The sequence below is a fragment of the Halorubrum sp. Hd13 genome (assembly GCF_002252755.1).
In the GTDB taxonomy this organism is placed as follows: domain Archaea; phylum Halobacteriota; class Halobacteria; order Halobacteriales; family Haloferacaceae; genus Halorubrum.
Genome location: NZ_NHOY01000106.1, coordinates 43,249 through 68,225 on the forward strand (window position 1 = coordinate 43,249; position 24,977 = coordinate 68,225).

Sequence of the window (24,977 nt, forward strand, 5' to 3'; positions counted from 1 at the left end):
GACTACGCGTCCACCGGCGACTACGCGTCCATCGGGGGCTCGCCGTTCGTGTCGGTCTCGGCGATCCGGCGGATGCGCTCGACGCCGTCGATCTCCTCGATCACGCGACTGACGGCCTCCGGGACCAGCGCCTCCCAGTCGGCGCCGTGTATCATCCGCTCGCGGAGCTCCGTCCCTTCCAACACGTCCCGGCGGAACATGGGCGAGCCGCGCACCTCGACGCCGGCCTCCTCGAACAGCCGGACGACGAGCGGGTTGTTCGAGTAGGCCACGTCGAACCGCGGGGTCATGCTCTGGACGTGGCTCACCCACACGGAGTTGCGGTCGAGGTCCTCGATGGGCACGACGTAGGTGGTGACGTCGAGGTGCTCGACGGCCTTCGTCACCATCATCACGCGCTCGCCGGCCGTGAACGGGTTCCGAGTGGTGTGGGAGTCGCCGGCGGAACCGATCCCTAACACGAGCTCGTCGACCTCGCCGGCGATCTCCTCGACCATGTGCCGGTGTCCGTCGTGAAACGGCTGATACCGCCCGATGTAGAACCCGCGCATGGATCCACGTTGGGCGGCCAGTATTTATAAACCCCGTGGGACGCCCCAAACGGAGATATCGGTGCCTATAGCCGCTCATGGACCGTTTTCTCTGTGTCTCAACGGATCGCCCGCGGGGAGAAAGTATATCAGTAGCCGACCCTTCGTTTTTCATAGCGATATCCGATTCTATGAGCAACGAAAAGGACGCGAACGACCCGCCGACCGAGGACCCCGAGAACCCGGACGAAACCGGGTCAGAGGCCTCGGATCCGGCGGGGAACGGCGAGGACGCCCCCGACGACGTCGCTCCCGACGACGGCGCTCGCGCGCCCGGCGAGGCCGACGAGGCCGAGGAGTCGGCGGACCGCGAGGAGCCGGTGGACGGCGAGGAGCCGGACGAGGTCTGGGACGACGGGATCGTCGTCGACGACGACCCGCGCCCGGACGACGCCGAGCCGGGTCACGGGGACGAGACCGGCGTCACCCCCGAGGGTGTCACCGAACAGAGCGAGGACGGCGACATCGACGAGCTCGGGAGCTCAGTCGAGGTCGAGGGTGCCGAGATCGAAGAAGACCCGGACGAGGACGACCTCCTCGGGGGACTCAAGATCGACACCACCGCCGAACTCGAGATCCCCGACCGCCTCGTCGACCAGGTGATCGGGCAGGAGCACGCCCGCGACGTGATCATCAAGGCGGCCAAGCAGCGCCGGCACGTGATGATGATCGGCTCGCCCGGGACCGGGAAGTCGATGCTCGCGAAGGCGATGTCCGAGCTGCTCCCGAAAGAGGAGCTGCAGGACGTCCTCGTCTACCACAACCCGGACGACGGTAACAAGCCGAAGGTCCGGACCGTGCCGGCGGGGAAGGGCGACCAGATCGTCGACGCGCACCGCGAGGAGGCGCGCAAGCGCAACCAGATGCGGTCGCTGCTGATGTGGATCATCATCGCCGTCGTGCTGGGCTACGCGCTCATCATCGTCGGCCAGATCCTCGTCGGCATCATCGCCGCCGGGGTCGTCTACCTCGTCTTCCGCTACCTCAACCGCGGCTCCGACGCGATGATCCCGAACCTGCTGGTGAACAACGGTGACACGAAGACGGCGCCGTTCCGTGACGCGACCGGCGCGCACGCCGGCGCGCTGCTCGGCGACGTCCGGCACGACCCGTTCCAGTCCGGCGGGATGGAGACGCCCAGTCACGACCGCGTCGAGGCCGGGGCCATCCACAAGGCGAACAAGGGCGTGCTGTTCATCGACGAGATCAACACGCTCGACATCCGCAGCCAGCAGCACCTCATGACGGCGATCCAGGAGGGCGAGTTCTCGATAACGGGCCAGTCCGAGCGCTCCTCGGGCGCGATGGTCCAGACCGAGCCCGTCCCGACCGACTTCGTCATGATCGCGGCCGGGAACCTCGACGCGATGGAGAACATGCACCCGGCCCTCCGGAGCCGTATCAAGGGGTACGGCTACGAGGTGTACATGGAGGACACCATCGAGGACACCCCGGAGATGCGCCGGAAGTACGTCCGGTTCATCGCCCAGGAGGTCGCGAAGGACGGCCGCCTGCCGGAGTTCACGGCCGAGGCCGTCGAGGAGATCATCCTCGAGGCAAAGCGCCGGTCCGGCCGGAAGGGCCACCTCACGCTGAAGATGCGGAACCTCGGCGGGATGGTCCGCGTCGCCGGCGACATCGCCCGCGGCGAGGACGCCGAGATGACCTCCCGCGAGCACGTGCTGCAGGCGAAGGGGCGCTCGCGCTCCATCGAACAGCAGCTCGCGGACGACTTCATCGAGCGCCGGAAGGACTACGAGCTCCAGGTCTCCGACGGCTACGTCGTCGGCCGCGTCAACGGGCTCGCCGTGATGGGCGAGGACTCCGGGATCATGCTCCCGGTGATGGCCGAGGTCGCGCCCTCGCAGGGGCCCGGCGAGGTCATCGCCACGGGCCAGCTGAAGGAGATGGCCCAGGAGTCGGTGTCGAACGTCTCCGCGATCATCAAGAAGTTCTCCGACGAGAACATCTCGGAGATGGACATCCACATCCAGTTCGTGCAGGCGGGCCAGCAGGGCGTCGACGGCGACTCCGCGTCCATCACGGTCGCGACCGCCGTCATCTCCGCGTTAGAGAACGTCGGCGTCGACCAGAGCCTCGCGATGACCGGCTCGCTGTCGGTGCGCGGCGACGTGCTCCCCGTCGGCGGCGTGACCCACAAGATCGAGGCGGCCGCGAAGGCCGGCTGCACCCGGGTCATCATCCCGCAGGCGAACGAGCAGGACGTGATGATCGAAGACGAGTACAAGGAGATGGTCGAGATCATCCCGGTCTCGCACATCAGCGAGGTGCTCGACATCGCGCTGGAGGGCGAGGCCGAGAAGGACTCGCTGGTCTCCCGGCTCAAGTCGATCACCGGCTCGGCCCTGAAGGAGGGGAGCGTCTCCGGTCCCTCCAGCCCGAGCCCGCAGTAAGACCGCCTCGACACCGCACCAGATGCCGGACTGGGCGGCGTTCGCGTTCGCGACCGCTGTCCTGACGCTGTCGATTCTCTTTCTGACTCGTCGCTCGGAGCGACTGCTGGAGCGGGCCCGGATCGCCGACTCCCGGGACGAGGTCAGCGACGCTCCGAGCGACGTCGGTGACGCCGGTCGCGACCCCCGAGGGGAAGCCGACGGAAACGCCGCCGACACCGAGAGCGACCCCGACGCTCCCGGCGTCGAGGGAGCCGCCGACACCGGGGCCGGCCCCGCGATCCGCCGGCCAGACGACCGCCCGGTCCTCACGACGCGACTGCTGCTCCTCAACGCCGCCGCGTCGCAGGCGGGCGGGCTCGTCGTCCTCGCCGCGGTCGCGTGGTGGGCCGCGGTGCCGGCGGCGGCGTTCGGCGTCGGCGGGACGCACCCGACGCTCGGCGTCGGGCCAGTCGCGTCGCTGGGGACCCCCGCGCTCGTCGCGGTCGGCGTCACCGCGGGAATCGCTCTCACCACCGGCAACGAGGCGGCCGCCCGACTGGGTTCGCGCGTCGGCCTCGCGCCGTCGGACCGGCTCCGCGCAGCGATGGCTCCCGGGACGGCCGGCGAGTGGGTCCTGCTGCTCATCGTCGCGCTCCCGGTCGTCGCGGTCTTCGAGGAGGCGCTGTTCCGCGGCGCGCTGGTCGGCGCGCTCGCGGCGGGCTTCGCGGTCGACCCGTGGCTCCTCGCGGTCGGCTCGTCGGTCGCCTTCGGCCTCGGCCACGGGGCGCAGGGGCGGTTGGGAATCGTCGTCGCGGGCGCGCTCGGGCTGGCGCTCGCGGGGCTGTTCGTCGCCACGGGGAGCCTGCTCGTCCCGGTCGTCGCCCACTACGTCGTCAACGCCGTCGAGTTCGCTGTTCACGAGCGGTCGTAGCGGGTCCCGCGGTGGGAAGCGCCCCGCCCCCTTTTTATTCCACCGGCACGAACGACGGACGATGAGCGGGAAACCGACCGTCGGCGAGTACATGACCCGCGACGTCGAGACCGTCAGCCCCGACGAGACGGTCGGCGAGGTCGCGCGGCGGATGGCCGAGAGCGACGGTCACAACGGGTTCCCCGTCACGCAGGGGCGGACCGTCGAGGGGTTCGTCTCGGCCGCCGATCTGCTGCTCGCCGACGACGAGGCCCCCGTCTTCACCGTGATGTCCGACGACCTCATCGTCGCGCACCCGGACATGAAGGTGACCGACGCCGCCCGGGTCATCCTCCGCTCCGGGATCCAGCGGCTCCCCGTCGTCGACGACGCCGACAACCTCGTTGGGATCATCTCGAACACGGACGTGGTCCGCTCGCAGATCGAGCGCGCCACGCCCAGCAAGGTCGGGAAGCTGATGCGGACCCTCGAACAGATCCACGGCGTCGCGCTCTCGGAGGAGCGCCGCGAGGTCCGGCTCACCGACCTCATCCCGACGCAGGCTCGGGTGTACGCCGACGAGCTGGAGGGGCGTCAGTACGAGCTGCAGCGCGGGCTCGCGGAGCCGCTGGTCGTCATCGACAACGGCGGCACGCTCCACCTCGCCGACGGCCACCACCGGGTGATGGCCGCCCACGAGGCGGGCATCGAGACGATGGACGCGTACGTGATCGTCCCCGAGCGCGCGGTCGACCTCGGGATGGCCAAGACCGCCGAGAAGGAGGGGTTAGACGACATCACCGACATCGAGATCGTCGACTACGCGCGACACCCCCTCGTGGAGACGACCAAGCGGCTGCAGTGACCGAGGAACGCGGACCGTCGGCGACCGGGGTCGACGACGGGTGGATTTATGTAATTAGACGGAAATGAATCGGCCATGGGATCTCGCATCCGACGCGCACTCTCTCGGGCAACGCTCGCCGCGGTCGGCGGGGCCGCCGGCGCCGCGGTCGGCGGACTGATCAGTCGACAGGCCGCGAGCAGCGGCGCCGCGCTCGGCGCGTTCGCCGGCGCGACCGTCGCCGACGTCCGGTCCGATCCGGGCGGCTTCCTCGCCGCACTGCGGTCGGACGACGAGGACGAAGCGCTCGACGAGGCCGACGACGCGGCGACCGCATAGCGAGGCGACGGGTCGGGCCGCCGAGCGCCCGTGGCCGTTCGGGAACGCCTATACGCCGGGGACGAGTAGCCGCCGGTAATGACCGACACCGACGCCGACGCGGGCTGGTTCGCGGGCCGCGCCGCGGACGAGGCGGCCGGGGGCGACGCGGCCGAGGCCGCCCACGATCGGATCTCGGACGGCGAGGCAGAGGAGCCGCGCGACTGGCCGGCGCTCGCCGTCGGCTCCGGGTTCGCGGAGTCGACCGACGACTACTACGACCGGCTCCACGGGGCGACCGTGGCGGCGACCCGCGCGACCGTCCGCGAGCGCGAGCGCGCAGACGACCGACAGCTGATCCACGCCGTGCGGGCGATGGACGACTGCGAGCGCACCGCCAACGAGCTGGCCGAGCGCGCCGCCGAGTGGGCGGGGAGCCTGTTTGACGACGCGGAGCCGGGTATCGAAGGCGCTCGGGCGGTGGCGGACCGCGAGCCCGAGAGCGAGCTGGAGCGCCGGGCCGTGTCGCTCGCGGAGCGCGTCGTCGGACTCGCCGACGAGCGCGACGCGCTCGCCGCGTCGATCGACCGGATCGCGCCCGTTGTCGCGCCGAACCTCGCCGAGATGGCCGGCCCGGAGCTCGCGGCGCGGCTGATCGCCCTCGCCGGCGGGCTGGAGTCGCTCGCGAAGAAGCCCTCCGGCACGGTGCAGGTGCTCGGCGCGGAGGACGCGCTGTTCGCGCACCTCTCCGGGCGCGCCCCCTCCCCGAAACACGGGATCATCTACACGCACGACTACGTCCGCAACACCCGGCCCGAGGACCGCGGGTCGGCCGCGCGCGCGCTCGCCGGGAAGCTGACGCTCGCGGCCCGCGTCGACCACTACGCCGGGGAGCGCCGGGAGACGCTCCACGCGGAGCTCCGCGAGCGGATGGCGACGATACGGGCGCGGGCGGAGCCGGACGCGGCGGCGGACGACGCCGCCGACGCGGGGGGTGACGCGTGAGCGACCCCTCGCTCCCCGACGGCGTCGAACGCCGCGAGATCGCCGGCGAGACGCGGCTCGCGACGCGCGGCCCGCCCGTGTACGGCGAGCCGACCGCCGACGGCTGGCGGGCGTGGGACCCGGAGCGCTCGAAGCTCGGCGGGATGTTGGAGCTCGGATTCGACACCGGGCTGACCGGCGGGGAAACCGTCCTGTACCTCGGCGCCGCCAGCGGGACGACCGTCAGCCACGTCGCCGACTTCGCGGGGCCGACGTACGCGGTCGAGTTCGCCCCGCGCCCCGCCCGCGACCTCCTCGACGCCGCGGAGCCGCGCGACCGGCTGTTCCCGCTGTTGAAGGACGCCCGGAAGCCGGAGACGTACGCGCACGTCGTCGAGGCCGACGTCGACGCGATCGTCCAAGACGTGGCGACCCGCGGGCAAGCGGCCGTGGCGGCGCGGAACGCGCGGTTCCTCGACGACGACGGTCGGCTCCTGCTCGCGGTGAAGGCGCGGAGCGAGGACGCCACCGCGGCGCCGACCGACGTGTTCGAGGCCGCGCTCGACGAACTCGGAGAGACCTACGAGATCCTGGAGACGCGGCGGCTCGACCGGTACCACGAGGACCACCTCGGCGTCGTGGCGACGCCGCGGTAACGGGCCGTGCCGACGCCGCAGTAACAGGACCGCGCCGATGCGGACGCGGCTACCAAGTCGGCGGCGAGAAGCCGGCGTCCTCTAGGATCGGCTTCCACCGCTTCTGCACGGAGAGCCGAGAGACGTCCATCGCGTCGGCGACGGCGGACTGCGACCGCTCCTGCCCGCGGATCAGCGCGGCGGCGTAGAGGCTGGCGGCGGCGGCGACGCGCTTCCCGCGGTCGTCGTCGGGGGCCCGCGATAAGAAGAGGTCGGTCGCCGTCGAGAGCGCCTCGTCGTCGAGGTCGAGCGTCGCGCACGCGTCGTCGATCCGGTCGATCCACGCCGCGTTGTCGACGCGATCGCTCGCTCGATACATATCCTTACGTTGGGGGGTGCGACATAAAAAGGCCGCGCGGGGAGACGCCGGCTGACGGGGCGCTCGGGCGGCGTCGGTGGAGGCGTTCGTCGGTCCCCGTCCGTCGCCCTGAAGTCGACGCCGCCCGTACGTCTGGTATGTCCACGCAAGCGTGGGACGAGACGCGGGTGCGCGATCTGCACGACGACTTGGTGTCGCTGTACGAGCCGGTGGACAGGGTGGCCGAGCACGGCGCCGACCCGACCGCCGAGCCCGGCGAGGGCGTGCGCCAGCTGGTCACGACGATCCTCTCGCAGAACGTCGCCGACGCGAACACGAGCCGGGCGGCGGCGGCGCTGTTCGACCGCTACGACGACTTCGCGGCGATCGAGGCGGCCGACCACGGCGAGCTGGCGGAGACGATCCGCGTCGCCGGGCTCGCCGACCAGAAGGCCGCCCGGATACAGCGCGCGCTCGCCGCGGTCCGCGAGGAGACCGGCGGCGCCTACTCGCTGGCGTTCCTCGACGCGATGCCGACCGACGACGCGAAGGACTGGCTCACGGCGATCAAGGGGGTCGGTCCGAAGACCGCGAGCGTCGTCCTGAACTTCCACTTCGGCAAGCCGACGATGGCGGTCGACACACACGTCGAGCGCGTCTCGAAGCGCTTCGGGCTCGTCTCGGAGTCGGCCTCGAACCAGGCGGCCCACGACGCCCTCGACGAGCTCGTGCCCGACGAGCTGATCTACCCGCTCCACGTGCTGTTGATCCGCCACGGCCGGACCCACTGTTCGGCGCGCGGCGCCGACTGCGACAACCCCGTCTGCGCGGCCTACTGCGACTGCGAGTTCTGCGCGTGACTGCGAGCCCCCGCAGAAGAACGAGCGCCTATGGTCGTCCGGCCGATAGGGCCGGGCAAGCATGCACGCGCAGATCGGTGCGGTCCTGAGCGCGGTCAGGTGGGTCGACCGCCTCGCGGCCGAGTTCGTCGCCGCCGTCCGCACGCCGTTCCTGACCGAGATGATGACGTCGATGACCGGCCTCGGCTCCGTCACGGCCGGCGTCGTGATCGTCGGCCTGTTCTACCTCGCGGGCTGGCGCGAGGAGTTCGTTAAGAGCGTCGTCGCGCTCTCACTGCTCGGCGTCGTCGTCTGGGGGTTGATGTCGCTCGTCGAGCGCCCGTTCCCGCCGAATCCGGTCTGCGTGACCGAGGGCGGCGGCGGGACCACGAGCTCGTTCCCCTCCGGGCACTCCGCCGCCGTCACGGCGTACGCGGGGATCGCGTGGAACTCCGACGAACTCCCGTTCGCGGCCACCGCGGGCTTCGCCGCCCTCATCTCGTTCTCGCGGATCTACCTCGGCACCCACTACCTCTCGGACACGCTCTTCGGGATCGGACTGGGGATCGCCGCGGTCCTGTTCGCGGAGTGGGTCCTCGACCGCGTCGGCGAGGAAGCGGTCCTCGACCGCCTGCCGTTCGAGGCCGACATCTGAGGGCGCCGGCGCGGTCGACGCCCCCGTAGCGACAACTATTTTTGACCGACTCGGGTACGGTAGTCCGCGCGCGGGTTGCCGAGCCAGGCCAAAGGCGTAGCGCTTAGGACGCTATCCCGTAGGGGTCCGCCGGTTCGAATCCGGTCCCGCGCATGCTTCTCCGAGCAGTTCGCGAGGAGAAGCATCACGACGAGGATTCGAACCCTGCAAGACGCAGCGCGAGCGAAGTGAGCGACCGTCTTGCTCCGGTTCGAATCCGGTCCCGCGCACTGAGGAGCGAAGCGACGAGGGAGCAGGAGCGGTTCGAATCCTCCCAGACGCGCGCAGCGAAGCGAGCACGTCTGGTTCCGGTTCGAATCCGGTCCCGCGCATGCTTCTCCGAGCAGTTCGCGAGGAGAAGCATCACGACGACGATTCGAACCCTGCAAGACGCAGCGCGAACGAAGTGAGCGACCGTCTTGCTCCGGTTCGAATCCGGTCCCGCGCATGCTTCTCCGAGCAGTTCGCGAGGAGAAGCATCGCTATGAGGTGTGTCGGGGACGGGAACCAGGCCGAACGGAGCGACAACGGAACGAACGACCGCTTTGCTCCGGCCGAGGTCACCACTTGAGGGCGACTGTTCGAGAGGCGACGGAACCCCGCGACCGACGCCGGGAGCCCGCGCTCACCACACGCTGCCGCGGTACTCGAGAGACATGTGGTCGATCGTGTCCGGCGGGATCCCCATCTCCTCGAACATGGTACGGAAGACGGCGCGAACGGTCGCCTCCTCGAACGACCGCGACGCGCGCGTCTGCGCGTCGACCTCGACGCCGCCGTGGTAGTCGAGGTGCACGCGGTAGGTGTACCCGTCCGCTTCGTGCGTCACGGTCGCCCGGGAGAGCACGAACTCGACGCTCCCGAGCCGCCCGTCGCCAGCGTAGTACTCGCGCTCGTGCCAGCCGTCGCCGGGCGACGAGGTCGCGTTGACGGTCGCCGCGCTCGCCGTCAGCGCGTCGTACGTGGCTTCGAACGCCACCGGCTCGCCGACCTCGACGCTCGGGGTGCCGGCGCCCGGTTCGGCGGGATCGGTCGTCCTGATCTCGGTTTTGATCTCCTCGACGTACGCCTCCGCGGTGGGCTCGTCCATCTCGAACAGGAGCGTGAGGCGGTCGACGAGCCACTCGTCGGGCGGGAGGTCGTCGACGGTGAAGCCGCCGCGCGCGTCGTCCGCGAAGAGCGTCACGACGGTCGTCCCCTCGTCGGCGTAGAACGTCGCCCACAACCGCTTCGTCTCCGAGTGGTCGAACGTGACTCTGAACGCCTCGTACTCCGGGCCGAGCTCGGCGTCGAGCTCGTCGATGCCCTCGGGGTGGAAACCGCTGGACTCGACGCGCTCGACCGCGTAGCCGGCGGCTCCGGCCCGCGCGAGCGCGTCCTCGTACGCGACGCCCGAGACGGTCACGCCGTCGGAGGAGTACGACGCCACGTCGGACCCGATCAGGACCCCGGCGAACACCGCGTACGCGGCGACGCCGACAACGACGACCCCGACGAGGGCGACCGCGACCCATCTCCATGCCTTCATACTGAATGACACTTCCCGCGAGGGTATAGCTGTGCCGTCGACACCGCCGGGACAGACGGTCTCCGCATCAGGTGCGGAGGTCGACCGCGGTTGCGACCGAGCTCCCGTCAACGCTTGCCGCCGACCGAGCTCCCGTCAACGCTTGCCGCCGACCGCGTCCCTGCACAAACGCGACCGCTATCGCGGAACGCCGACAGCGTTCGCCGTTGTGACCCGCGTTAAACCGATACGAGCAGATGAACGAGTATGGACACTGAATTCGCGTACTGGGTCCCGAACGTCAGCGGCGGGCTGGTCGTGTCGGACTGGGAGACGGAGACGGACTGGACGTACGACTACAATCTCGACCTCGCCCGCACGGCGGAGGACGTCGGCTTCGACTACGCGCTCGCACAGGCGCGCTTCTTCGGCAGCTACGGCGCCGAAAAGCAGCTGGAGGCGCTGTCGATCGCCAACGCGCTCGCGGCGCAGACCGACGAGCTACACGTCATCGGCGCGGTGCATCCGGGGTTGTGGGAGCCCGGCCCGCTGGCGAACTTCATCGCCACCGCCGACCGCATCAGTAACGGCCGCTTCTCGATCAACGTCGTCTCCGGCTGGTTCAAAGGGGAGTTCACCGGGTTCGGTCAGCCGTGGCTCGCGCACGACGAGCGGTACGCCCGTTCGACCGAGTTCATCGAGGTGTTGCAGGCGCTGTGGACCGAAGACCGGGCGACCTACGACGGCCGATTCTACACGATCGGAAAGGACATCGACGGCTTCGAGGGCGCGCCGATGGAACCAAAGCCGGTCCAAGACCCGTACCCGCAGGTGTTCCAGGGCGGGAACTCGCAGGCGGCCCGGGAGATGGCCGCGAAGCACGCCGACGTGCTGTTCATCAACGGGGGAAGCCTCCAAGAGATCCGCGCCGTCATCGAGGACGTCGAGGAGTACGCCGCGGAGTTCGGCACGGAGCCGCCGCGGTTCGCCGCGAACGCGTTCGTCATCCAGCGGGACACCGAGTCCGAGGCCAAGGCGGTCCTCGAGGGGATCATCGAGAACGCCACCGACGAGGCGGTCGACGCGTTCAAACAGCAGGTGAAACAGGCCGGGCAGTCGTCGGCCGAGGGCGACGGGATGTGGTCGGACTCCGAGTTCGAGGACCTCGTCCAGTACAACGACGGGTTCAAGACCGGGCTCATCGGCACCGAGGAGCAGATAATCGAGCGCGTCCGGAAGCTCGACGCGATCGGCGTCGACATCGTCCTCACGGGCTTCCTCGACTTCGAGCCGGAGCTCGAACGCTTCGGCGAGACGATCATCCCGGCGATCGAGGCGGCCGACCCGCTCGATCCGGACGAGATCGAGGCGGTCGACGAGATCGAGGACGTCGGCGGCGCGAAGGTGGCGAAGTGATGGCCGAGCGAACGCTCCTCGGGATCGTCGGCAGCGTCTCCGCCGACTCCCGGACTCGGACCGCGGTCGAGGTCGCGCTGGACGCGGCGGCTGACACGCATGACGTCGACACCGCTGTCCTTCACCTCGCCGACTACGACCTCGCGACCGCCGACGGGCGCGGGATCGACAACCACGAGGGGGACACCGCCGACGCGCTCGAACTGATCGTCGAGGCCGACGCGTACGTCGTCGGCACGCCCGTCTACCGCGGGTCGTACTCGGGCGCGCTGAAGAACCTCTTCGACATGGTGCCCCGCGGGGAGTGGCAGGGCGACGTCGCGCCCTTCGAGAACGCCGCGGTCGGGCTCGTCGCGACGGGCGCGACCGACCACCACTTCCTCGCGGTCGACCAGGAGCTCCGCCCGGCGTTCGCGTTCTTCGGCGCCCACACGGTCGGGGGCGCGACGTACGCGAGCGGCGACGACTTCGCGGACGGAGAGCTCGTCGACGAGGGGGTTGGCGACCGGCTCGCGACCCTCGGCGAGGCCACCGTCGAGCTGGCGGCGGCGATCGACGATGGCGACGCACTCGGGTCGCTCGGACCGGCGGTGTAGCGTCCCCGGGCCCTCGGCGTCACCAGGGTCCGCGAGATCACCGAGACGACGGCCGCGGCGCTCGTCGGATTCCTACGGCGCGGTGCTCGGTGCCAGTCAGAGTTATGTCGCCGCCGGCACGACCGCCGCGTATGACCACCGACACGTCCGGGACGCTCGGAGACCGGTTCTGGCGGCGGCACTCGAACCCCAAGAGCGGCTGGACGCGCGTCCCGCTGGGTCCGGTCATCGTGTACGCCGTCTACCGCCGCGACTGGCGACTGCTCTGTGCCGCGCTCGCGTGGACGACGATCAACCCGCTCCTGTTCTCGCCGCCCGAGACCGACGACGCCTGGATGACCCGAGCGGTGCTCGCCGAGCGGTGGTGGATCGGCGAGGCGGGGAACCGGACGGTCGGGCTCGGCTATCCGAACGTCTGTAACGCCGCCGGAGCGCTCGGCTTCGTTTACGCACTGTCCGCCGCGTGGCGCCGGTCGGCGAGGGGCGCGACGCTCGGCGCCGTCGCCAGCGTCGCCCTGAAGCTCTGGTGGCTCCGCGTGTTGGTGAGGCGGTACGACCGCCGAGACGAGTAGCGTCGCGAACGCGCGTTGGCGTTGTCGCCGAGCGACTCGTTGCGCTGGCTCTGTTAAAATCGTCTTCCTCAGACGTATTCTCGTTTGAAACGCCCGGGCGCTGAGACGTACTAACTGATTGTTACGGATTCTACTAGTTCGAAGAGATGTCCCGACAGTCGTGCGAGATACACAGCGCGTATCGGTCATTCCTCGGTCGGTGGTTCGAGATAGGTTTCGAGTGCGTCGACGACGGTCTGGGCGAACGACTCGCTAAGTCGACCCTGCCGCTGAACAATCGCCGCATGCTTCGGCGACGCTACTGTCCACGGTGAGGCGTAACTCTGGCGGGGCATCCCGCCGTTGACCCAGTCGCCGTCGTCAAGCGGGATGCCCTCGTCGTGGGGCGTCGTTGTCAGCGTGACCGTCATGTACTCCTCGTCGCCGAACGGATGAGTCTCGTTGTTCAAAATCAGCCACGGCCGCGGGTTCTCACCCGACTTGAACGGATTCGGCCCCCAGACGACATCGCCGCGCTGATAGCTCAGTCAGTCTCCTCGTCGTCGACGGCGTGCTCCAGCCACTCCTCCATGTTCTCCTCACCGAAGCGGTCATTCGAGGCGCGCGTGCTCTCAACCATACTCGTGTAGGCGGCCACATCGTCGGCCTCGCCGAGTGCCCAGTAGTTGCCTTTGTGGCGGACAAGTCCACGGTCTTCGAGACGCGAAAGGACGACGCTGATGCTGCCGGCCTTCACGCCAGTTGCTTCCCGAATCTCGCTCTGGGTGAACGCCTGATCGGGATGAGTGGCGAGGAACCGCATCACGCGGTCGGCGTTGGTCTCTCCGCTCTGCTGGAGTCGGTCTTCAGGGGAGGATTCAAACGTCTCGATGTCGATGGGCATATGTATCCTCATGTCGTCAAATGTATTAGTTGTATCGGCGTATTTTTGATCAGTCTGGCTAGCGCATATACTCAGGGTGTCATAGAACAGTTGGCATATCCGTTCTTCGCTCCTCCGATTTGCTCAGTACAGGGAAATCACAAATTACTTGATAAACTTAGTTCGCTGAGTCTGGGTTCCCGTTCGGTCGAAGCACCGTATTAAAGAGAAGCACAAGTCCTGTAAGTACGACTACGCCCCCAATTGAGCGAGCAGCAGTCGATATCCCTGTCGTGTAACCACGTACCGCAACAGCGATATCACCGAGTGCCGCAACTCCAAGCCCGAGCAAAAATACAATTATGAAGAGTAGATAGCGAATCGATTCAAGTAGTTCATCTGTTTTGGAGGGCATCAAAACCAGTTCGAGTGGTGTTTGTGATAACTTTTTTGAAATCGTAAACGACTGATCAGTTCGCAGGCACGTTCTAACGGTTGGTCCAAGCTCCAAACAGAGAAATAACTCAGTCGCCGTGCTGACTACACCCTCTGTATCTCGCACGTCGTTTCTGACACGATGTGGGGGAAAGACTCTGCATTAGTGGTGCGTCTCCTGCCCAAACCGGAATCGACTCAGACCCGATCAACTGCTACGTGTCGTAGGAGCCGTTGCACTGAGAATTCTTCGGGATTCCGGGATACCGAAAGGTCCCGCTCGGAGCGTGAGACGCGGGGGCCGCGAACACTCACTCCTCGCTGAGGCCGGCAACCACCACGTACAGGCCGAACGTCGCCATCACCGTTCCCGCCAGCTGCGTGCCTGCGGTCGGGAGGAAGCCGACGTCGGGGTACAGCAGCGGGGCCAGCATGAACCAGCCGCCGAACGCCGTCGTCAGGACCGCGGGCGGGAGGCTCGGCTCCCCCGTCGCCCGGAGCAGCTGGAGGTTCCGCGCCGCGAACACCAGTCCGAGGAGCCCGCTCGAACCGATGCTCCCCGTGAACGCACGGGAGCTATCGACCGCGAGCGGGAGCACCGCGACGCCGGCACACGTGACAGCGCAGATGGCCGTCGACGCCAAGAGGAACCGCGACGGTCGGTGTTGCACACGATTGCGTTGGGTTCGCGTTCAATAATTCTTCCGTCGCGACCACAGTCGGCGGGGTCGGTCTCGGGATATCACCGCCGCCGAGTGGGCGAAGATCGGAACGAAAACAGATTCCGTGTACACCGTCATTGATTGCTGGTTTCACCACTCATATGTGGGCGTGTCGTATCCGTTGGCACATGGCGGGACCGCCGATCCACGAGTTACACTTCGCGGAGGAACCGAGCGTCGACCGAGTCCCCGGCCCGAACTCGCGGCGCCTGCTCGACAGACAGGACACCATCGACAGCAGCGCGGTCGCGTACCCGAACGACATCCCCCTCGCGTTCGAGGAGGGGAAGGGCGCGACCCTGAAAGACGCGGACGGGAACGTGTTCCTCGACTTCTTCGCCGGCATCGGCGTCTACAACGTCGGCCACGCGAACCCGTACGTCAACGAGGGCGTCCACGAGCAGATCGACAAGCTCACCCACACCGTCGACTTCCCGACCGAGCCCCGCCTCGATCTCATCGACAAGCTCGACGAGATCGCGCCCGGGAGTCTCGCCGGCAACAGCCGGTTCGTCTTCGGCGGTCCCACCGGTAGCGACGCCGTCGAGGCGTCGATCAAGCTCGCGAAGTACAACACGGGCGGCAACGGGCTGCTCGCGTTCCGGAACTCCTACCACGGGGCGACGGCCGGCGCGATGAGCATCACGTCGAACAAGAAGTTCAAGAAGCCGTACGCGCCGCTGTTGCCCGACGTGGTCCACGCGCCGTTCCCGTACCCCTTCCGCGAGGGGCGGAGCCCCGAGGAGTCGGTCGACCGCGCGCTCGAAGAGGTCAGGGCGATCGTCGAGGAGCCGTACGGGGGCCTCACGGACCCGGCCGGCATCTTCGTCGAGCCGATACAGGGCGAGGGCGGCGTCGTCGCCCCGCCGGACGGGTTCCTCTCGGGACTCCGCGCGATCGCCGACGAGAACGACCTCCCGCTGATGTTCGACGAGATCCAGGTCGGGATGGGACGCACCGGCGAGTGGTGGGCGTCCGAACACTACGACGTGACGCCTGACGTGATGACGACCGCGAAGGCGCTCGGCGGGAACGGCCAGCCGCTGTCTGGGACGATGTACCACGAGGACCTGGACACGTGGGGACCGGGCGATCACGCGGGCACCTACCGAGGCCACGTCCCCGCGATGGTCGGCGGTCTGCGCGCGATCGAGTACATCGAGTCGCACGACCTGCTCGACCACGCGACGGAGGTCGGCGCGTGGATCCGCGACCGCCTCCGCGACGCCGGCGACGGCGACCCGGGGCTCGGCCAAGTCCGCGGCAAGGGGCTGTTCGTCGGCGCCGAGTTCGTCGACGCGAACGGCGACCCGGACGACGACCGCGTCGAGGCGATCCAGGAGTACTGCTACGAGCACGGCGTGCTCGTCTGGACGGCGGGCCAGTACGGCAACGTCGTCAGGCTGCTGCCGCCGCTGGTCCTGACCCAGCGGCAGGCGGAGGTCGGCACCGAGGTCATCGCCGACGCGATCGAAGCGACCGCGGAGCTGGCGATCGCGGAGTAGTCGGGCTCCGGCAACGTATCGCGTCCCGGTTCCGGTGGAATCGCGCGCGCTCAGAAACGTCGCCCGCGGCCGGGAAGCGACCTCACGCGGGCAGCGCCGAATCGGGCACCGTCCCGTCCTCGTCCCACCCGCGGTGTTCGTAGTACGATTCGATGGCGTCGTCGAGCCCGGGGAGCTCCTCCTCGTACGGGAGCCGGTCGTCGTCGACGTCGAGCCCTCGCTGATTGTTGAAGTGGCGCTCTAAGGTGACGGTCCGAGCGCCCGCGGCGAGCAGCTCCTCGAAGTCGGCGTCGAAGAGGAGCTCGTAGCGCTCCGGCGTCATGAAGTCCCGGGAGAACTTGCAGACGACGCCGCTGTCGTTGAGCGCCATCAGGTTCTCGCGCTCGACGAGCCGCTCCGCCTTCCCCTCGAACCCCGCGGGCTCCATCGCCTCGCCCTCCTCGACGAGGGGGTACTCCACGGAGTAGAACGTCGCGTACATGTGGTCGGCCCCGCGGTTCGCGACCGCGTACGAGAGCGCCTGCCCGTGGAGGAGCCGCCCCTCGTGGGCCGCGAAGTCCATGTTCTTCACCGACCAGTTGCCGACGCCGAGGTCGTCGTGGATCCGGCCGATCCCCTCCGCGAGCCGGTCGCCCACGCCGTCGCGGTGAGCGATCTGCTCGACGAGGTCCCAGATGAGCTCGCGGTTGCCGAACTCGTCCTCGGCGGCGAGGTACGCGGCGATCGTGTTGCCCGCGGAGATGGCGTCGAGCCCGTACTCGTCGCAGAGCCGGTTCGACTCCATCACGTCGACGATGTCGTCGACGCCGGAGTTCGAGCCGAACGCCATCGCCACCTCGAACTCGGGCCCCTCCGTCTCGACGCCGCGGGCCTCGTCGCGGGTCGGGAGCTTGCAGGCGAACGCGCACGCCGAACACGTCCCCTTCTTGTACTTCTTGTCGGCGACGGCGGCGCCGTTGATTCCCTCGACGCCCTCGAAGGAGCGCTCGGAGAAGTAGTACGACGGCAGCCCGTCCATCTCGTTGGCGAGGTCCATCACGGCCACCGTCCCCTGCTCTTTCATGATGTGGTCCTCGGTGGCGGCCTCGCGGTGGACGTCGTTGGCGGTCGCGTCGATCGAGAGCTCGGGCGCCGAGTCGCCGCCGAACGTGACGGCCTTGACGTTCTTCGAGCCGAGGACCGCGCCCAGCCCGCCGCGGCCGAACGCGCGCTCCTCGGTCGTCATGATCGACGCGAACCGGACCTCGTTCTCGCCCGCGGGCCCGACGGCCGCCGTCCGGTCGCTGGAGATGTCGTGTTCGTCGTCGAGGTAGTCGGCCGTCTCCGAGATGGTCGCCCCGGCGAGCTCCGGCACGGTTTCGAACTCGACGCCGTCGTCGCGCACGTGGACGACGACGAGCTCGTCGCTCGCGCCCGCCAGCTCGATCGCCCCGTACCCCGTCGCCGCGAGGTGGCGCGACACGAAGCCGCCGGCGTTCGACGACAGCAGCCCGTCCGTCAGCGGCGAGAGGGCGGTGCAGTTCGTCCGCCCCGTGAAGCTCATCTGGGAGGCCTGCATCGGCCCGGTGGTGAACACGGCGCGGTTCTCGTCGCCCAGCGGATCCGCGTCGAACGGGATCCGCTCGTGCGCGAGCCGCGTCGCCACGCCCCGTCCGCCGATGTATCGCTCCTGAACCCCCGTGATGTCCGTCTCGGACGTCGTCCGCTCGCCGACGTCGATCGACAGCAGCGGCCCGGTACTGTGTAGCATGTGCGACTATCAGTAGACGCGGTACAAAAAACCGACCCAAACCGCCCGAATTGAGGGTTTCACGCCCTCTCGACCGCGCTCACGAGACAGCTCGCGCGGCGTCTCAGCGACGCTTCGGGGCGAATTCGCGGGATTCGCGGGAGATGCGTACACAGTATCTGTTTTTAATGTACACGATAAATTTATACTCCTGCTGTCTGATCTCCTTCGTAGACGTCCTGTTATCATGCCACGGGAACACATCTTCGACGAGGCGGAGTACGAGCGGCGGGTGGCTCGGACGAAAGAGCGGTTGCGCGAGCGCGACCTCGACGCGATCGTCGTCAGCGACCCGGCGAACATGAACTACCTGACCGGCTACGACGGCTGGTCGTTTTACGTCCATCAGGCGGTCGTGGTGACGCCCGACCGCGACGAGCCGATCTGGATCGGTCGGGACATGGACGGCGACGGCGCGCGGGCGACGACGCACCTCGCCGAGGAGAGCGTCCGCGCGTACAGCGACGACCACGTGCAGTCGCCCCAAGACCTCCACCCGATGGACTACGTCGCCGGCGTCCTCGAGGAGCTGGACGTCGCGGACGGCCGTATCGGCTTAGAGATGGACGCCGCCTACTTCACCGCGAAGTCGTACACCCGACTGCAGGGGAACCTCCCGGACGCCGAGTTCGCGGACGCGACGCTGCTCGTCGGCTGGATCCGGGTCAAGAAGTCCGATCAAGAGCTGGAGTACATGCGGCAGGCCGCCCGCATCTCCGAGAACGCGATGCGGGCCGGCCTCGACGCCGTCGGCGAAGGCGTCCCGGAGTACGAGGTCGCCTCCGCCGTCTACCAGCAGCTGATCGACGGGACCGACGAGTACGGCGGCGACTACCCCGCGATCGTCCCGTTGATGCCGTCGGGCGACCACACGGGGACGCCCCACCTCACGTGGACGGACCGGCGGTACGAGGCGGGCGACCCGGTGATCATCGAGCTCTCCGGCTGTCGGCACCGCTACCACTCGCCGCTGGCGCGGACGACGTTCGTCGGCGAGCCGCCGGCCGAACTGCAAGAGACCGCCGATATCGTCGTCGAGGGGATCGAGGCGGCGCTCGACGCGGTCGAGCCCGGCGTCACGTGCGAGAGCGTCGAGCAGGCGTGGCGCACGACGATCGAGCGGTACGGGCTCGAGAAGGAGGACCGCATCGGCTACTCGATGGGGCTCGGCTACCCGCCGGACTGGGGTGAGCACACCGCGAGCATCCGCCCGGGCGACGACACCGTCCTCGAGGAGAACATGACGTTCCACATGATCCCCGGCATCTGGACCGACGAGATCGGCATGGAGATCAGCGAGACGTTCCGCGTCACGTCCACCGGTGCGGAGACGCTGGCCGATTTCCCCCGAGAGCTGTTCACCGCCTGACCGAGATCGAGCGAACGAGGCCGACCACGTCGCACCGACCGTCCCGCGCTGACCACGCCGCACCGACCGTCCCGCGCTGACCACGCCGCATCAACCGTCCCGCGCCGACCACACGAGCCACGCTACGGCCGACACCACTTATGAGCACGACACCCACCGTCGACGACGAAGAAGCAGAGACAGAGTCCGAATCGACCCTCGCGACCGCCCGGAAGCAGCTCCAGCGCGCCGCGACCAACGTCGAGGTCGATCCGGCGATCATCGAACGCCTCAAACACCCGACGCGGGTCCAGCAGGTCTCCGTGCCGCTCGAACGAGAGGAGGGCGGCGTCGACGTCTTCACCGGCTACCGCGCCCAGCACGACGACGTCCGCGGCCCGTACAAGGGCGGGCTCCGGTATCACCCGGAGGTCACCGCCGACGAGTGCACCGGCCTCTCGATGTGGATGACCTGGAAGTGCGCCGTGATGGACCTCCCCTTCGGCGGCGGGAAGGGCGGGATCGCGGTCGATCCCAAATCGCTGACCGACGACGAGCGCGAGCGGCTCACCCGGCGGTTCGCGGAGGAACTGCGCGACGTCGTCGGGCCGACGAAGGACGTTCCCGCGCCCGACATGGGGACCGACGCCCAGACGATGGCGTGGTTCATGGACGCCTACTCGATGCAGCAGGGCGAGACGATCCCGGGCGTCGTCACCGGGAAGCCCCCCGTCATCGGGGGGTCGTACGGCCGCGAGGCGGCGCCCGGCCGGTCGACGGCCATCATCACGCGCGAGGCCGTCGACTACTACGACCGCGAGATCGCCGACGCGACCGTCGCGGTGCAGGGGTTCGGCTCCGTCGGCGCCAACGCGGCCCGCCTCCTCGACGACTGGGGCGCGACCGTCGTCGCCGTCAGCGACGTGAACGGGGCGATCTACGATCCGGACGGCCTCGACACGCGCGCGGTCCCAACCCACGAGGAGGAGCCCGAAGCGGTGCTCACCCACGAGGCGCCGGAGACGCTGTCGAACGAGGCGGTCCTCGAACTCGACGTGGACGTGCTGATCCCCGCGGCCGTCGGCAACGTGATCACCGCGGGCAACGCCGACGCCGTCGACGCCGACATCGTCGTCGAGGGGGCGAACGGGCCGACGACGTTCGCCGCCGACGCGATCCTCGCCGAGCGCGACGTGGCGGTGATCCCGGACATCCTCGCGAACGCCGGCGGCGTCACGGTGTCGTACTTCGAGTGGCTCCAGGACATCAACCGGCGGACGTGGTCGCTGGAGCGCGTCAACGAGGAGTTAGAAGAACAGATGCTGTCCGCGTGGCGCGACGTGCGCGACGAGGTCGACGCGCGCGACCTGACGTGGCGCGACGCCGCCTACGTGGTCGCGCTGTCCCGGGTCGCCGAGGCGAAGGGTGCGCGCGGGCTCTGGCCCTGACGGGTCGCGGGCGCTGAGGCGCCGCGCCCGGCGCCTGTCACCGCGCGATACGGATCCGCCCGATCAGTCGTCCGCGTCCGGCGTGACGACCGCGTTCTCCAACTCGCCGCCCTCCTCGAGCGTCGCGACGTTGGTCGCGACGATGTCGGCCAACCGGTCCCAGTGCTTTGGCGTGTGGCCGCCCGTGTGCGGAGTGATGAGGCAGTTCTCTAAGTCCCAGAGGACGTGGTCCGACGGGAGCGGCTCGGGGTCGGTGACGTCGAGGGCGGCGCCGCGGATGCCCTCGGTCTGCAGCGCGGACACCAAGGCGTCGGTGTCGACGAGGCCGCCGCGGGCCGCGTTGACGACGACCGCCTCGGGCGGGAGCGTCGCCAGCTCCGCCTCCCCGACCATCCCGCGGGTCAGGTCGTTGAGCGGACACGCGAGCACGACGTAGTCGCTCCGTGCGAACGCCGCGTGGATGTCCTCGTCGTCGAACCCGAGCACCTCGTCGGTGGGGCCGCCCTTCTCCGGCGTGTAGCGGATCCCGATCGTCTCCACCTCGAACCCGGCGAGCCGCTGGACGACCGCCTGTCCGATCGAGCCGAGCCCCACGACTGTGACCGTGCTGTCGGTGAACTCGCGCGACTGGAAGTGGCGCCACTCGCCGTTCGTCTTCCGGCGGAACCCCTCGTGGAGGTCGCGCGCGAAGACGAGCATGTTGGCGATCGACTGCTCGGCGATTCCGGGGGCGTGGATGCCCCCCGCGTTCGTCACGCAAACCCCGTGATCGCGGAGCGCGTCGGTCGGGACGTGGTCGGTGCCGGCGAAGGTGCACGCGAACAGCTCAAGTCGGTCGGCGCGCTCGAGGAGGTCGGCGTCGAGCGTGATGCCGGTCGCGACGCGGGCCCGCGGCACGAGGTCGCGCTCCTCGGCGGGCGTCCGCGCGAGCGCGACCGTGCGGTCCGGGAGCCGCTCGCGGAGCGCGTCCGCGTACGACGCCATCGACAGTCCTTCCGTTCCCTCCCGCAGCACGACGACGTCCGGATCGGCGGTCTGGTGTGAACTCATGAGCGGTGGGCGCGTCGGAACGACGCGTTGGCGGATCAACGCGAGGGGGTTTCTTAGCTTTTTGTGTATCCTACGTACACGACAATTGTGTACGATCAACTACTCTTAAGACGGTCGAGTGAGAGAGCCACTCGCATGAACGAACCGATCCGCGATCGGCTCGCCAGCGTCCGCCGACGATTCCACCGCCACCCGGAGCCGGCGTGGCGCGAGTTCCTCACGACGGCGACGCTCGCCGAGGAGATCCGGGCGATCGGCGTCGACGAGCTCGCGATCGGCCCGGACGCGTACGACCCGGCCGACCGCATGGCCGTCCCCGAGGCGGACCTGGGCCCGTGGGTCGAGCGCGCCCGCGAACGCGGCGCGGACCCGGAGCTACTCGACCGCATGACCGGCGGAAACACCGGCGCCGTCGCCGTGCTCGACCGCGGCGACGGGCCCGTAATCGGGCTCCGCGTCGACATCGACGGGCTGTTCATCGAGGAGTCGACCGACCCCGACCACGACCCCGTCGACGAGGGGTTCCGCTCCGAGATCGACGGCACGATGCACGCCTGCGGCCACGACGTCCACATGACGTGGGGGCTCGCGGTCCTCGAAGCCATCGCCGAGAGCGACTTCGCCGGGCGGCTGGTCGTCTTCTTCCAGCCGGCCGAGGAGACCGGGGGCGGCGGTCACCCGATGGCGGAGAGCCGGTTCGCGGACGACCTCGACTACCTGCTCGCGGTCCACGTCGGCCTCGATCACCCGACCGGCGAGGTGGTCGCCGGGATCGAGAAGCCGCTGGCGATGGCGCACTTAGACGCGACGATCGAGGGCACGTCGGCGCACGCGGGGAAGGCGCCGAACGAGGGCGACAACGCGATGCAGGCGATGGGGACGGCGATCGTGAACGCGTACGGGATCGCCCGCCACGCCGACGGGATGACGCGCGTGAACGTCGGGAAGGCGGAGGCCGGCACCGCGAGCAACGTCATCGCCGAGCGCGCTCGGATGGAGGCCGAGGCGCGCGGCGAGACGACCGCGCTGATGGAGTACATGAAACACCGCTTCGAGACCACCGTGCGCGCCGCCGCGGCGATGCACGGCTGTCGCGGGACCGTCGACGTGGTGAGCGAGTCGCCGCGCGCGGACAGCGACCCGGAGCTGCAGGCGCTGGTGACGGACGTGGCCGGGGGGGTCGACGGGATCGACACCGTGCTCCCGGCGGCGGACTTCGGCGCGAGCGAGGACGCGACGTTCCTGATGGAGCGCGTTCAGGAGGCGGACGGGCTCGCCTCGTACCTCATCGTCGGCACGGACCACCCGACGAGCCACCACACCCCGACGTTCGACGTCGACGAGCGGAGCATCGGTCACGGCGTGGACGTGCTCGTCGGCGCGATCCGCGACCTCGAACGGCGACACCCGGTTCCGCGCGCCGAGACGCCCGGAGACGCGCGTCCGACCACCGAATGACCGAGGGCGATCCCGACGACCGCGACCGCGCTGACAGCGACCCGGACCCCGGGGAGCCGGACGCGTCGGCGACCGTCACGCGCGCCGACGTCGAGGACGCACGCGACCGGCTCGCCGGCGTCGCGCATCGGACGCCGCTCGACACCTCGCGCACCTTCGCCGAGATGAGCGGGGCGGATTCGCTGGGGCTCAAGCTCGAACAGCTCCAGCGGACCGGCTCGTTCAAGATCCGCGGGGCGTACAACGCCATGGCGCGGCTGTCCCCGGCCGAGCGGGAGAAGGTCGTCGCCGAGGCGCGGCTCGCGCTCGCGTCGTGGCCGGCGCGGGTCGGCGAGGTCGTCGACGCCGTGACGGCCGAGGGCGCCGAACTCGACGCCCTCGAACGGGCGCGCCGCACGGCGGTCGCCGAGGTCAACGGGGTGTCGGTCGTCGAGCGATCGGTCGTCGACGGGAGCTGAGAGGGGGGCAACGGAGACCGGAGGACTCTACCAGTTCAGAGAGGCGTTTCGATAGCCGTGCGAGAGATTATTACACTTTGCTCTGTAGTAGTTACATGACCGTCCTAGCCGAGTTCTCCATAGAGGCTGACCAGTTTCTACTGGGGAGGATCATCGCGAACTTCCCTGATGTCGCCGTAGAAATAGAGCGGGTCGTCCCGACTGGGAACCGAATCATGCCGTATATCTGGGGATACGGTGACGATTTGGACGAGTTCGTTACGGCGATGCGAGAGCATCCGAACGTCGAGTCGATTACCGCCGTGGATCGGGTCGACAACCAGGCGTTGTACAAAATCGAGTGGGAAGACCCTACGGAACGGCTCATCGCGGGGCTCGCAGAGACGACGGCGACGATTCTCAAGGCACAGAGTGACGACACGTGGACCTTCGAGATACGCTTCGAGGATAACGGGGGGCTGGCCGCGTTCAGCGAGTACTGTGCCTCACACGGTATCGAGTATCGGCTCAAGCGCGTCTCGGCGTTGACCGACTCGGAGTATTTTCAAAAAAGCTACGCCTTCACAGAACCCCAATACGAAGCGCTATCACTGGCAGTCGAACGCGGCTATTTCGAAATTCCGCGAGAAGTCACGTACGAGCAACTGGCTGGTCAACTCGGCGTCTCTGAGCAGGCGGTGTCGGAGCGCGTCCGCCGCGCGACGAACAAGGTGATGAGAGCCGCTATGGCTGGGCAACCGTCGTTTGATCTCTGAGCGGCCAGAAACGCAGGCCAGCTGTAACATTAATCGGCTTTACTGTACAAGGGTTCAAGTTTAGATAACACACACTAATAACTAATGTAGCGATGATCGAGCCAATACCGCTATCGCGACTCAGCGAGGACGAACTGTTGGATACGCTGTACAAAGCCTTGGCCAACCGGAAGCGGCGGAGAATGCTCCGGTATTTGGCCGATCATCCGGAACCGATCCCGACCACACAGCTAGCGACTGAAATGTCGGCCCTCGAGTACGGTTCCGAATCGTCAGCCGTCCCGACCGAACAGCAGTCAGATACGCACGTCTCCCTCTCCCACGTCCACCTCCCGATGCTCAACGAGGCCGGAATGGTGAGTTGGGATAGAGATAACGACACCATTGCGATCGCTCCCGCTCTACGGGAACTGGTCGTTACGACGACCGGCGACATCCTCGGCGTTTCGGCTTCTGTAAACGAATTATTATGAATAGCGACGCGTTTT

General features: G+C 68.5%; 25 protein-coding genes, 1 tRNA gene and 1 pseudogene. 19 read left to right on the forward strand and 8 right to left on the reverse strand.

Annotated features, from left to right (window positions below):
* Positions 1 to 20: 20 nt before the first annotated feature.
* Positions 21 to 551 carry a nicotinamide-nucleotide adenylyltransferase gene (locus DJ81_RS14480; protein WP_094523878.1) on the reverse strand — a complete coding sequence of 177 codons (531 nt, stop codon included), beginning with the start codon at positions 549 to 551 and terminating at the stop codon, positions 21 to 23.
* Positions 552 to 721: 170 nt separating this feature from the next.
* Between DJ81_RS14480 and lonB the strand changes: the two genes are divergently transcribed.
* The 6 genes from lonB (at position 722) to DJ81_RS14510 (ending at position 6,698) form a co-directional block, all read left to right on the forward strand.
* Complete coding sequence (gene lonB, locus DJ81_RS14485) at positions 722 to 3,004, forward strand: ATP-dependent protease LonB (RefSeq protein ID WP_094526937.1); 2,283 nt, start codon at positions 722 to 724, stop codon at positions 3,002 to 3,004.
* Between the two features lie 22 nt (positions 3,005 to 3,026).
* Entirely contained in the window at positions 3,027 to 3,917 is an 891-nt protein-coding gene (locus tag DJ81_RS14490) for a CPBP family intramembrane glutamic endopeptidase (RefSeq protein WP_094590287.1), read from the forward strand.
* A 61-nt stretch (positions 3,918 to 3,978) separates the two neighbouring features.
* Complete coding sequence (locus DJ81_RS14495) at positions 3,979 to 4,761, forward strand: CBS domain-containing protein (RefSeq protein WP_094523881.1); 783 nt, start codon at positions 3,979 to 3,981, stop codon at positions 4,759 to 4,761.
* Positions 4,762 to 4,836: 75 nt separating this feature from the next.
* Positions 4,837 to 5,079, forward strand: a complete 243-nt coding sequence (locus DJ81_RS14500) for a hypothetical protein (protein WP_094523882.1) — start codon at positions 4,837 to 4,839, stop codon at positions 5,077 to 5,079.
* A gap of 78 nt (positions 5,080 to 5,157) precedes the next feature.
* Positions 5,158 to 6,063: an NOP5/NOP56 family protein gene (locus DJ81_RS14505; protein WP_094526935.1), complete on the forward strand. Its 906-nt coding sequence runs from the start codon at positions 5,158 to 5,160 to the stop codon at positions 6,061 to 6,063.
* Positions 6,060 to 6,698: a fibrillarin-like rRNA/tRNA 2'-O-methyltransferase gene (locus DJ81_RS14510; protein WP_094526934.1), complete on the forward strand. Its 639-nt coding sequence runs from the start codon at positions 6,060 to 6,062 to the stop codon at positions 6,696 to 6,698. The genes DJ81_RS14505 and DJ81_RS14510 overlap by 4 nt, the downstream gene beginning before the upstream one ends.
* A 49-nt stretch (positions 6,699 to 6,747) precedes the next feature.
* On the opposite strand, the gene DJ81_RS14515 is transcribed toward DJ81_RS14510, so the two are convergent.
* Positions 6,748 to 7,056, reverse strand: a complete 309-nt coding sequence (locus DJ81_RS14515; protein ID WP_094523885.1) for a cyclin — start codon at positions 7,054 to 7,056, stop codon at positions 6,748 to 6,750.
* Between the two features lie 137 nt (positions 7,057 to 7,193).
* Here DJ81_RS14515 and nth point away from each other — a divergent pair, with 137 nt between their 5' ends.
* The 3 genes from nth to DJ81_RS14530 all read left to right on the forward strand — a co-directional run bounded on the left by nth (position 7,194) and on the right by DJ81_RS14530 (position 8,682).
* Entirely contained in the window at positions 7,194 to 7,895 is a 702-nt protein-coding gene (gene nth, locus DJ81_RS14520; RefSeq protein ID WP_094590289.1) for an endonuclease III, read from the forward strand.
* Positions 7,896 to 7,956: 61 nt separating this feature from the next.
* Positions 7,957 to 8,529 carry a phosphatase PAP2 family protein gene (locus DJ81_RS14525; RefSeq protein WP_094590291.1) on the forward strand — a complete coding sequence of 191 codons (573 nt, stop codon included), beginning with the start codon at positions 7,957 to 7,959 and terminating at the stop codon, positions 8,527 to 8,529.
* A gap of 68 nt (positions 8,530 to 8,597) precedes the next feature.
* A tRNA-Leu gene (locus DJ81_RS14530) sits at positions 8,598 to 8,682 on the forward strand.
* 511 nt (positions 8,683 to 9,193) lie between these two features.
* Here the strand turns inward: DJ81_RS14530 and DJ81_RS14535 are convergent.
* Positions 9,194 to 10,096 carry a hypothetical protein gene (locus DJ81_RS14535; protein WP_094590293.1) on the reverse strand — a complete coding sequence of 301 codons (903 nt, stop codon included), beginning with the start codon at positions 10,094 to 10,096 and terminating at the stop codon, positions 9,194 to 9,196.
* 246 nt (positions 10,097 to 10,342) lie between these two features.
* Here DJ81_RS14535 and sfnG point away from each other — a divergent pair, with 246 nt between their 5' ends.
* The 3 genes from sfnG (at position 10,343) to DJ81_RS14550 (ending at position 12,659) form a co-directional block, all read left to right on the forward strand.
* Positions 10,343 to 11,491 (forward strand): dimethylsulfone monooxygenase SfnG, encoded by a 1,149-nt coding sequence (gene sfnG, locus DJ81_RS14540; RefSeq protein ID WP_094590295.1) that lies wholly within the window; start codon positions 10,343 to 10,345, stop codon positions 11,489 to 11,491.
* Positions 11,491 to 12,087, forward strand: a complete 597-nt coding sequence (locus DJ81_RS14545) for an NADPH-dependent FMN reductase (protein WP_094526929.1) — start codon at positions 11,491 to 11,493, stop codon at positions 12,085 to 12,087. The genes sfnG and DJ81_RS14545 overlap by 1 nt, the downstream gene beginning before the upstream one ends.
* A gap of 131 nt (positions 12,088 to 12,218) precedes the next feature.
* Positions 12,219 to 12,659 carry a DUF6653 family protein gene (locus tag DJ81_RS14550; protein ID WP_094590297.1) on the forward strand — a complete coding sequence of 147 codons (441 nt, stop codon included), beginning with the start codon at positions 12,219 to 12,221 and terminating at the stop codon, positions 12,657 to 12,659.
* Between the two features lie 185 nt (positions 12,660 to 12,844).
* Here DJ81_RS14550 and DJ81_RS14555 read toward each other — a convergent pair whose 3' ends face one another.
* The 3 genes from DJ81_RS14555 to DJ81_RS14570 form a co-directional block, all read right to left on the reverse strand.
* Positions 12,845 to 13,186 (reverse strand): type II toxin-antitoxin system PemK/MazF family toxin, encoded by a 342-nt coding sequence (locus DJ81_RS14555; protein ID WP_094590299.1) that lies wholly within the window; start codon positions 13,184 to 13,186, stop codon positions 12,845 to 12,847.
* Positions 13,183 to 13,542, reverse strand: coding sequence for a helix-turn-helix domain-containing protein (locus tag DJ81_RS14560; protein WP_094590319.1), 360 nt, complete (start codon positions 13,540 to 13,542; stop codon positions 13,183 to 13,185). The genes DJ81_RS14555 and DJ81_RS14560 overlap by 4 nt, the downstream gene beginning before the upstream one ends.
* A gap of 725 nt (positions 13,543 to 14,267) precedes the next feature.
* The gene (locus DJ81_RS14570) at positions 14,268 to 14,627 is read right to left on the reverse strand and encodes a hypothetical protein (RefSeq protein ID WP_198948055.1); all 360 of its coding nucleotides are present in this window, start codon (positions 14,625 to 14,627) and stop codon (positions 14,268 to 14,270) included.
* A gap of 179 nt (positions 14,628 to 14,806) precedes the next feature.
* On the opposite strand from DJ81_RS14570, the gene DJ81_RS14575 reads away from it, so the two are divergent.
* The gene (locus tag DJ81_RS14575) at positions 14,807 to 16,183 is read left to right on the forward strand and encodes an aspartate aminotransferase family protein (protein ID WP_094526003.1); all 1,377 of its coding nucleotides are present in this window, start codon (positions 14,807 to 14,809) and stop codon (positions 16,181 to 16,183) included.
* Positions 16,184 to 16,265: 82 nt separating this feature from the next.
* Here DJ81_RS14575 and DJ81_RS14580 read toward each other — a convergent pair whose 3' ends face one another.
* On the reverse strand, positions 16,266 to 17,933 hold the full coding sequence (locus DJ81_RS14580) for an aldehyde ferredoxin oxidoreductase family protein (RefSeq protein ID WP_094524932.1): 1,668 nt from the start codon (positions 17,931 to 17,933) through the stop codon (positions 16,266 to 16,268).
* Positions 17,934 to 18,159: 226 nt separating this feature from the next.
* Here DJ81_RS14580 and DJ81_RS14585 point away from each other — a divergent pair, with 226 nt between their 5' ends.
* Positions 18,160 to 19,341, forward strand: coding sequence for a M24 family metallopeptidase (locus tag DJ81_RS14585; RefSeq protein WP_094526001.1), 1,182 nt, complete (start codon positions 18,160 to 18,162; stop codon positions 19,339 to 19,341).
* A 140-nt stretch (positions 19,342 to 19,481) separates the two neighbouring features.
* Positions 19,482 to 20,768 (forward strand): glutamate dehydrogenase GdhB, encoded by a 1,287-nt coding sequence (gdhB, locus tag DJ81_RS14590; protein WP_094590301.1) that lies wholly within the window; start codon positions 19,482 to 19,484, stop codon positions 20,766 to 20,768.
* 63 nt (positions 20,769 to 20,831) lie between these two features.
* Here gdhB and DJ81_RS14595 read toward each other — a convergent pair whose 3' ends face one another.
* Complete coding sequence (locus tag DJ81_RS14595) at positions 20,832 to 21,818, reverse strand: D-2-hydroxyacid dehydrogenase (protein ID WP_094525999.1); 987 nt, start codon at positions 21,816 to 21,818, stop codon at positions 20,832 to 20,834.
* Positions 21,819 to 21,953: 135 nt separating this feature from the next.
* Here DJ81_RS14595 and DJ81_RS14600 point away from each other — a divergent pair, with 135 nt between their 5' ends.
* The 4 genes and pseudogenes from DJ81_RS14600 to DJ81_RS14615 all read left to right on the forward strand — a co-directional run bounded on the left by DJ81_RS14600 (position 21,954) and on the right by DJ81_RS14615 (position 24,962).
* The gene (locus DJ81_RS14600) at positions 21,954 to 23,276 is read left to right on the forward strand and encodes an amidohydrolase (RefSeq protein WP_094581816.1); all 1,323 of its coding nucleotides are present in this window, start codon (positions 21,954 to 21,956) and stop codon (positions 23,274 to 23,276) included.
* A pseudogene (locus DJ81_RS18875) lies at positions 23,273 to 23,561 on the forward strand (pyridoxal-phosphate dependent enzyme); the annotation flags it as partial. The gene DJ81_RS14600 and the pseudogene DJ81_RS18875, both read left to right, overlap by 4 nt.
* A 268-nt stretch (positions 23,562 to 23,829) precedes the next feature.
* The gene (locus tag DJ81_RS14610; protein WP_094590305.1) at positions 23,830 to 24,489 is read left to right on the forward strand and encodes a helix-turn-helix domain-containing protein; all 660 of its coding nucleotides are present in this window, start codon (positions 23,830 to 23,832) and stop codon (positions 24,487 to 24,489) included.
* A 92-nt stretch (positions 24,490 to 24,581) separates the two neighbouring features.
* The gene (locus DJ81_RS14615; protein WP_094590307.1) at positions 24,582 to 24,962 is read left to right on the forward strand and encodes a hypothetical protein; all 381 of its coding nucleotides are present in this window, start codon (positions 24,582 to 24,584) and stop codon (positions 24,960 to 24,962) included.
* The last annotated feature ends 15 nt before the right edge of the window (positions 24,963 to 24,977 follow it).

Coding starts and splice junctions, on each gene's coding strand:
- DJ81_RS14480 (WP_094523878.1), bottom strand. CDS start 551: ATGCGCGGGTTCTACATCGGGCGGTATCAGCCGTTTCACGACGGACAC.
- lonB (WP_094526937.1), top strand. CDS start 722: ATGAGCAACGAAAAGGACGCGAACGACCCGCCGACCGAGGACCCCGAG.
- DJ81_RS14490 (WP_094590287.1), top strand. CDS start 3,027: ATGCCGGACTGGGCGGCGTTCGCGTTCGCGACCGCTGTCCTGACGCTG.
- DJ81_RS14495 (WP_094523881.1), top strand. CDS start 3,979: ATGAGCGGGAAACCGACCGTCGGCGAGTACATGACCCGCGACGTCGAG.
- DJ81_RS14500 (WP_094523882.1), top strand. CDS start 4,837: ATGGGATCTCGCATCCGACGCGCACTCTCTCGGGCAACGCTCGCCGCG.
- DJ81_RS14505 (WP_094526935.1), top strand. CDS start 5,158: ATGACCGACACCGACGCCGACGCGGGCTGGTTCGCGGGCCGCGCCGCG.
- DJ81_RS14515 (WP_094523885.1), bottom strand. CDS start 7,056: ATGTATCGAGCGAGCGATCGCGTCGACAACGCGGCGTGGATCGACCGG.
- nth (WP_094590289.1), top strand. CDS start 7,194: ATGTCCACGCAAGCGTGGGACGAGACGCGGGTGCGCGATCTGCACGAC.
- DJ81_RS14525 (WP_094590291.1), top strand. CDS start 7,957: ATGCACGCGCAGATCGGTGCGGTCCTGAGCGCGGTCAGGTGGGTCGAC.
- DJ81_RS14535 (WP_094590293.1), bottom strand. CDS start 10,096: ATGAAGGCATGGAGATGGGTCGCGGTCGCCCTCGTCGGGGTCGTCGTT.
- sfnG (WP_094590295.1), top strand. CDS start 10,343: ATGGACACTGAATTCGCGTACTGGGTCCCGAACGTCAGCGGCGGGCTG.
- DJ81_RS14545 (WP_094526929.1), top strand. CDS start 11,491: ATGGCCGAGCGAACGCTCCTCGGGATCGTCGGCAGCGTCTCCGCCGAC.
- DJ81_RS14550 (WP_094590297.1), top strand. CDS start 12,219: ATGACCACCGACACGTCCGGGACGCTCGGAGACCGGTTCTGGCGGCGG.
- DJ81_RS14560 (WP_094590319.1), bottom strand. CDS start 13,542: ATGCCCATCGACATCGAGACGTTTGAATCCTCCCCTGAAGACCGACTC.
- DJ81_RS14575 (WP_094526003.1), top strand. CDS start 14,807: ATGGCGGGACCGCCGATCCACGAGTTACACTTCGCGGAGGAACCGAGC.
- DJ81_RS14580 (WP_094524932.1), bottom strand. CDS start 17,933: ATGCTACACAGTACCGGGCCGCTGCTGTCGATCGACGTCGGCGAGCGG.
- DJ81_RS14585 (WP_094526001.1), top strand. CDS start 18,160: ATGCCACGGGAACACATCTTCGACGAGGCGGAGTACGAGCGGCGGGTG.
- gdhB (WP_094590301.1), top strand. CDS start 19,482: ATGAGCACGACACCCACCGTCGACGACGAAGAAGCAGAGACAGAGTCC.
- DJ81_RS14595 (WP_094525999.1), bottom strand. CDS start 21,818: ATGAGTTCACACCAGACCGCCGATCCGGACGTCGTCGTGCTGCGGGAG.
- DJ81_RS14600 (WP_094581816.1), top strand. CDS start 21,954: ATGAACGAACCGATCCGCGATCGGCTCGCCAGCGTCCGCCGACGATTC.
- DJ81_RS14610 (WP_094590305.1), top strand. CDS start 23,830: ATGACCGTCCTAGCCGAGTTCTCCATAGAGGCTGACCAGTTTCTACTG.
- DJ81_RS14615 (WP_094590307.1), top strand. CDS start 24,582: ATGATCGAGCCAATACCGCTATCGCGACTCAGCGAGGACGAACTGTTG.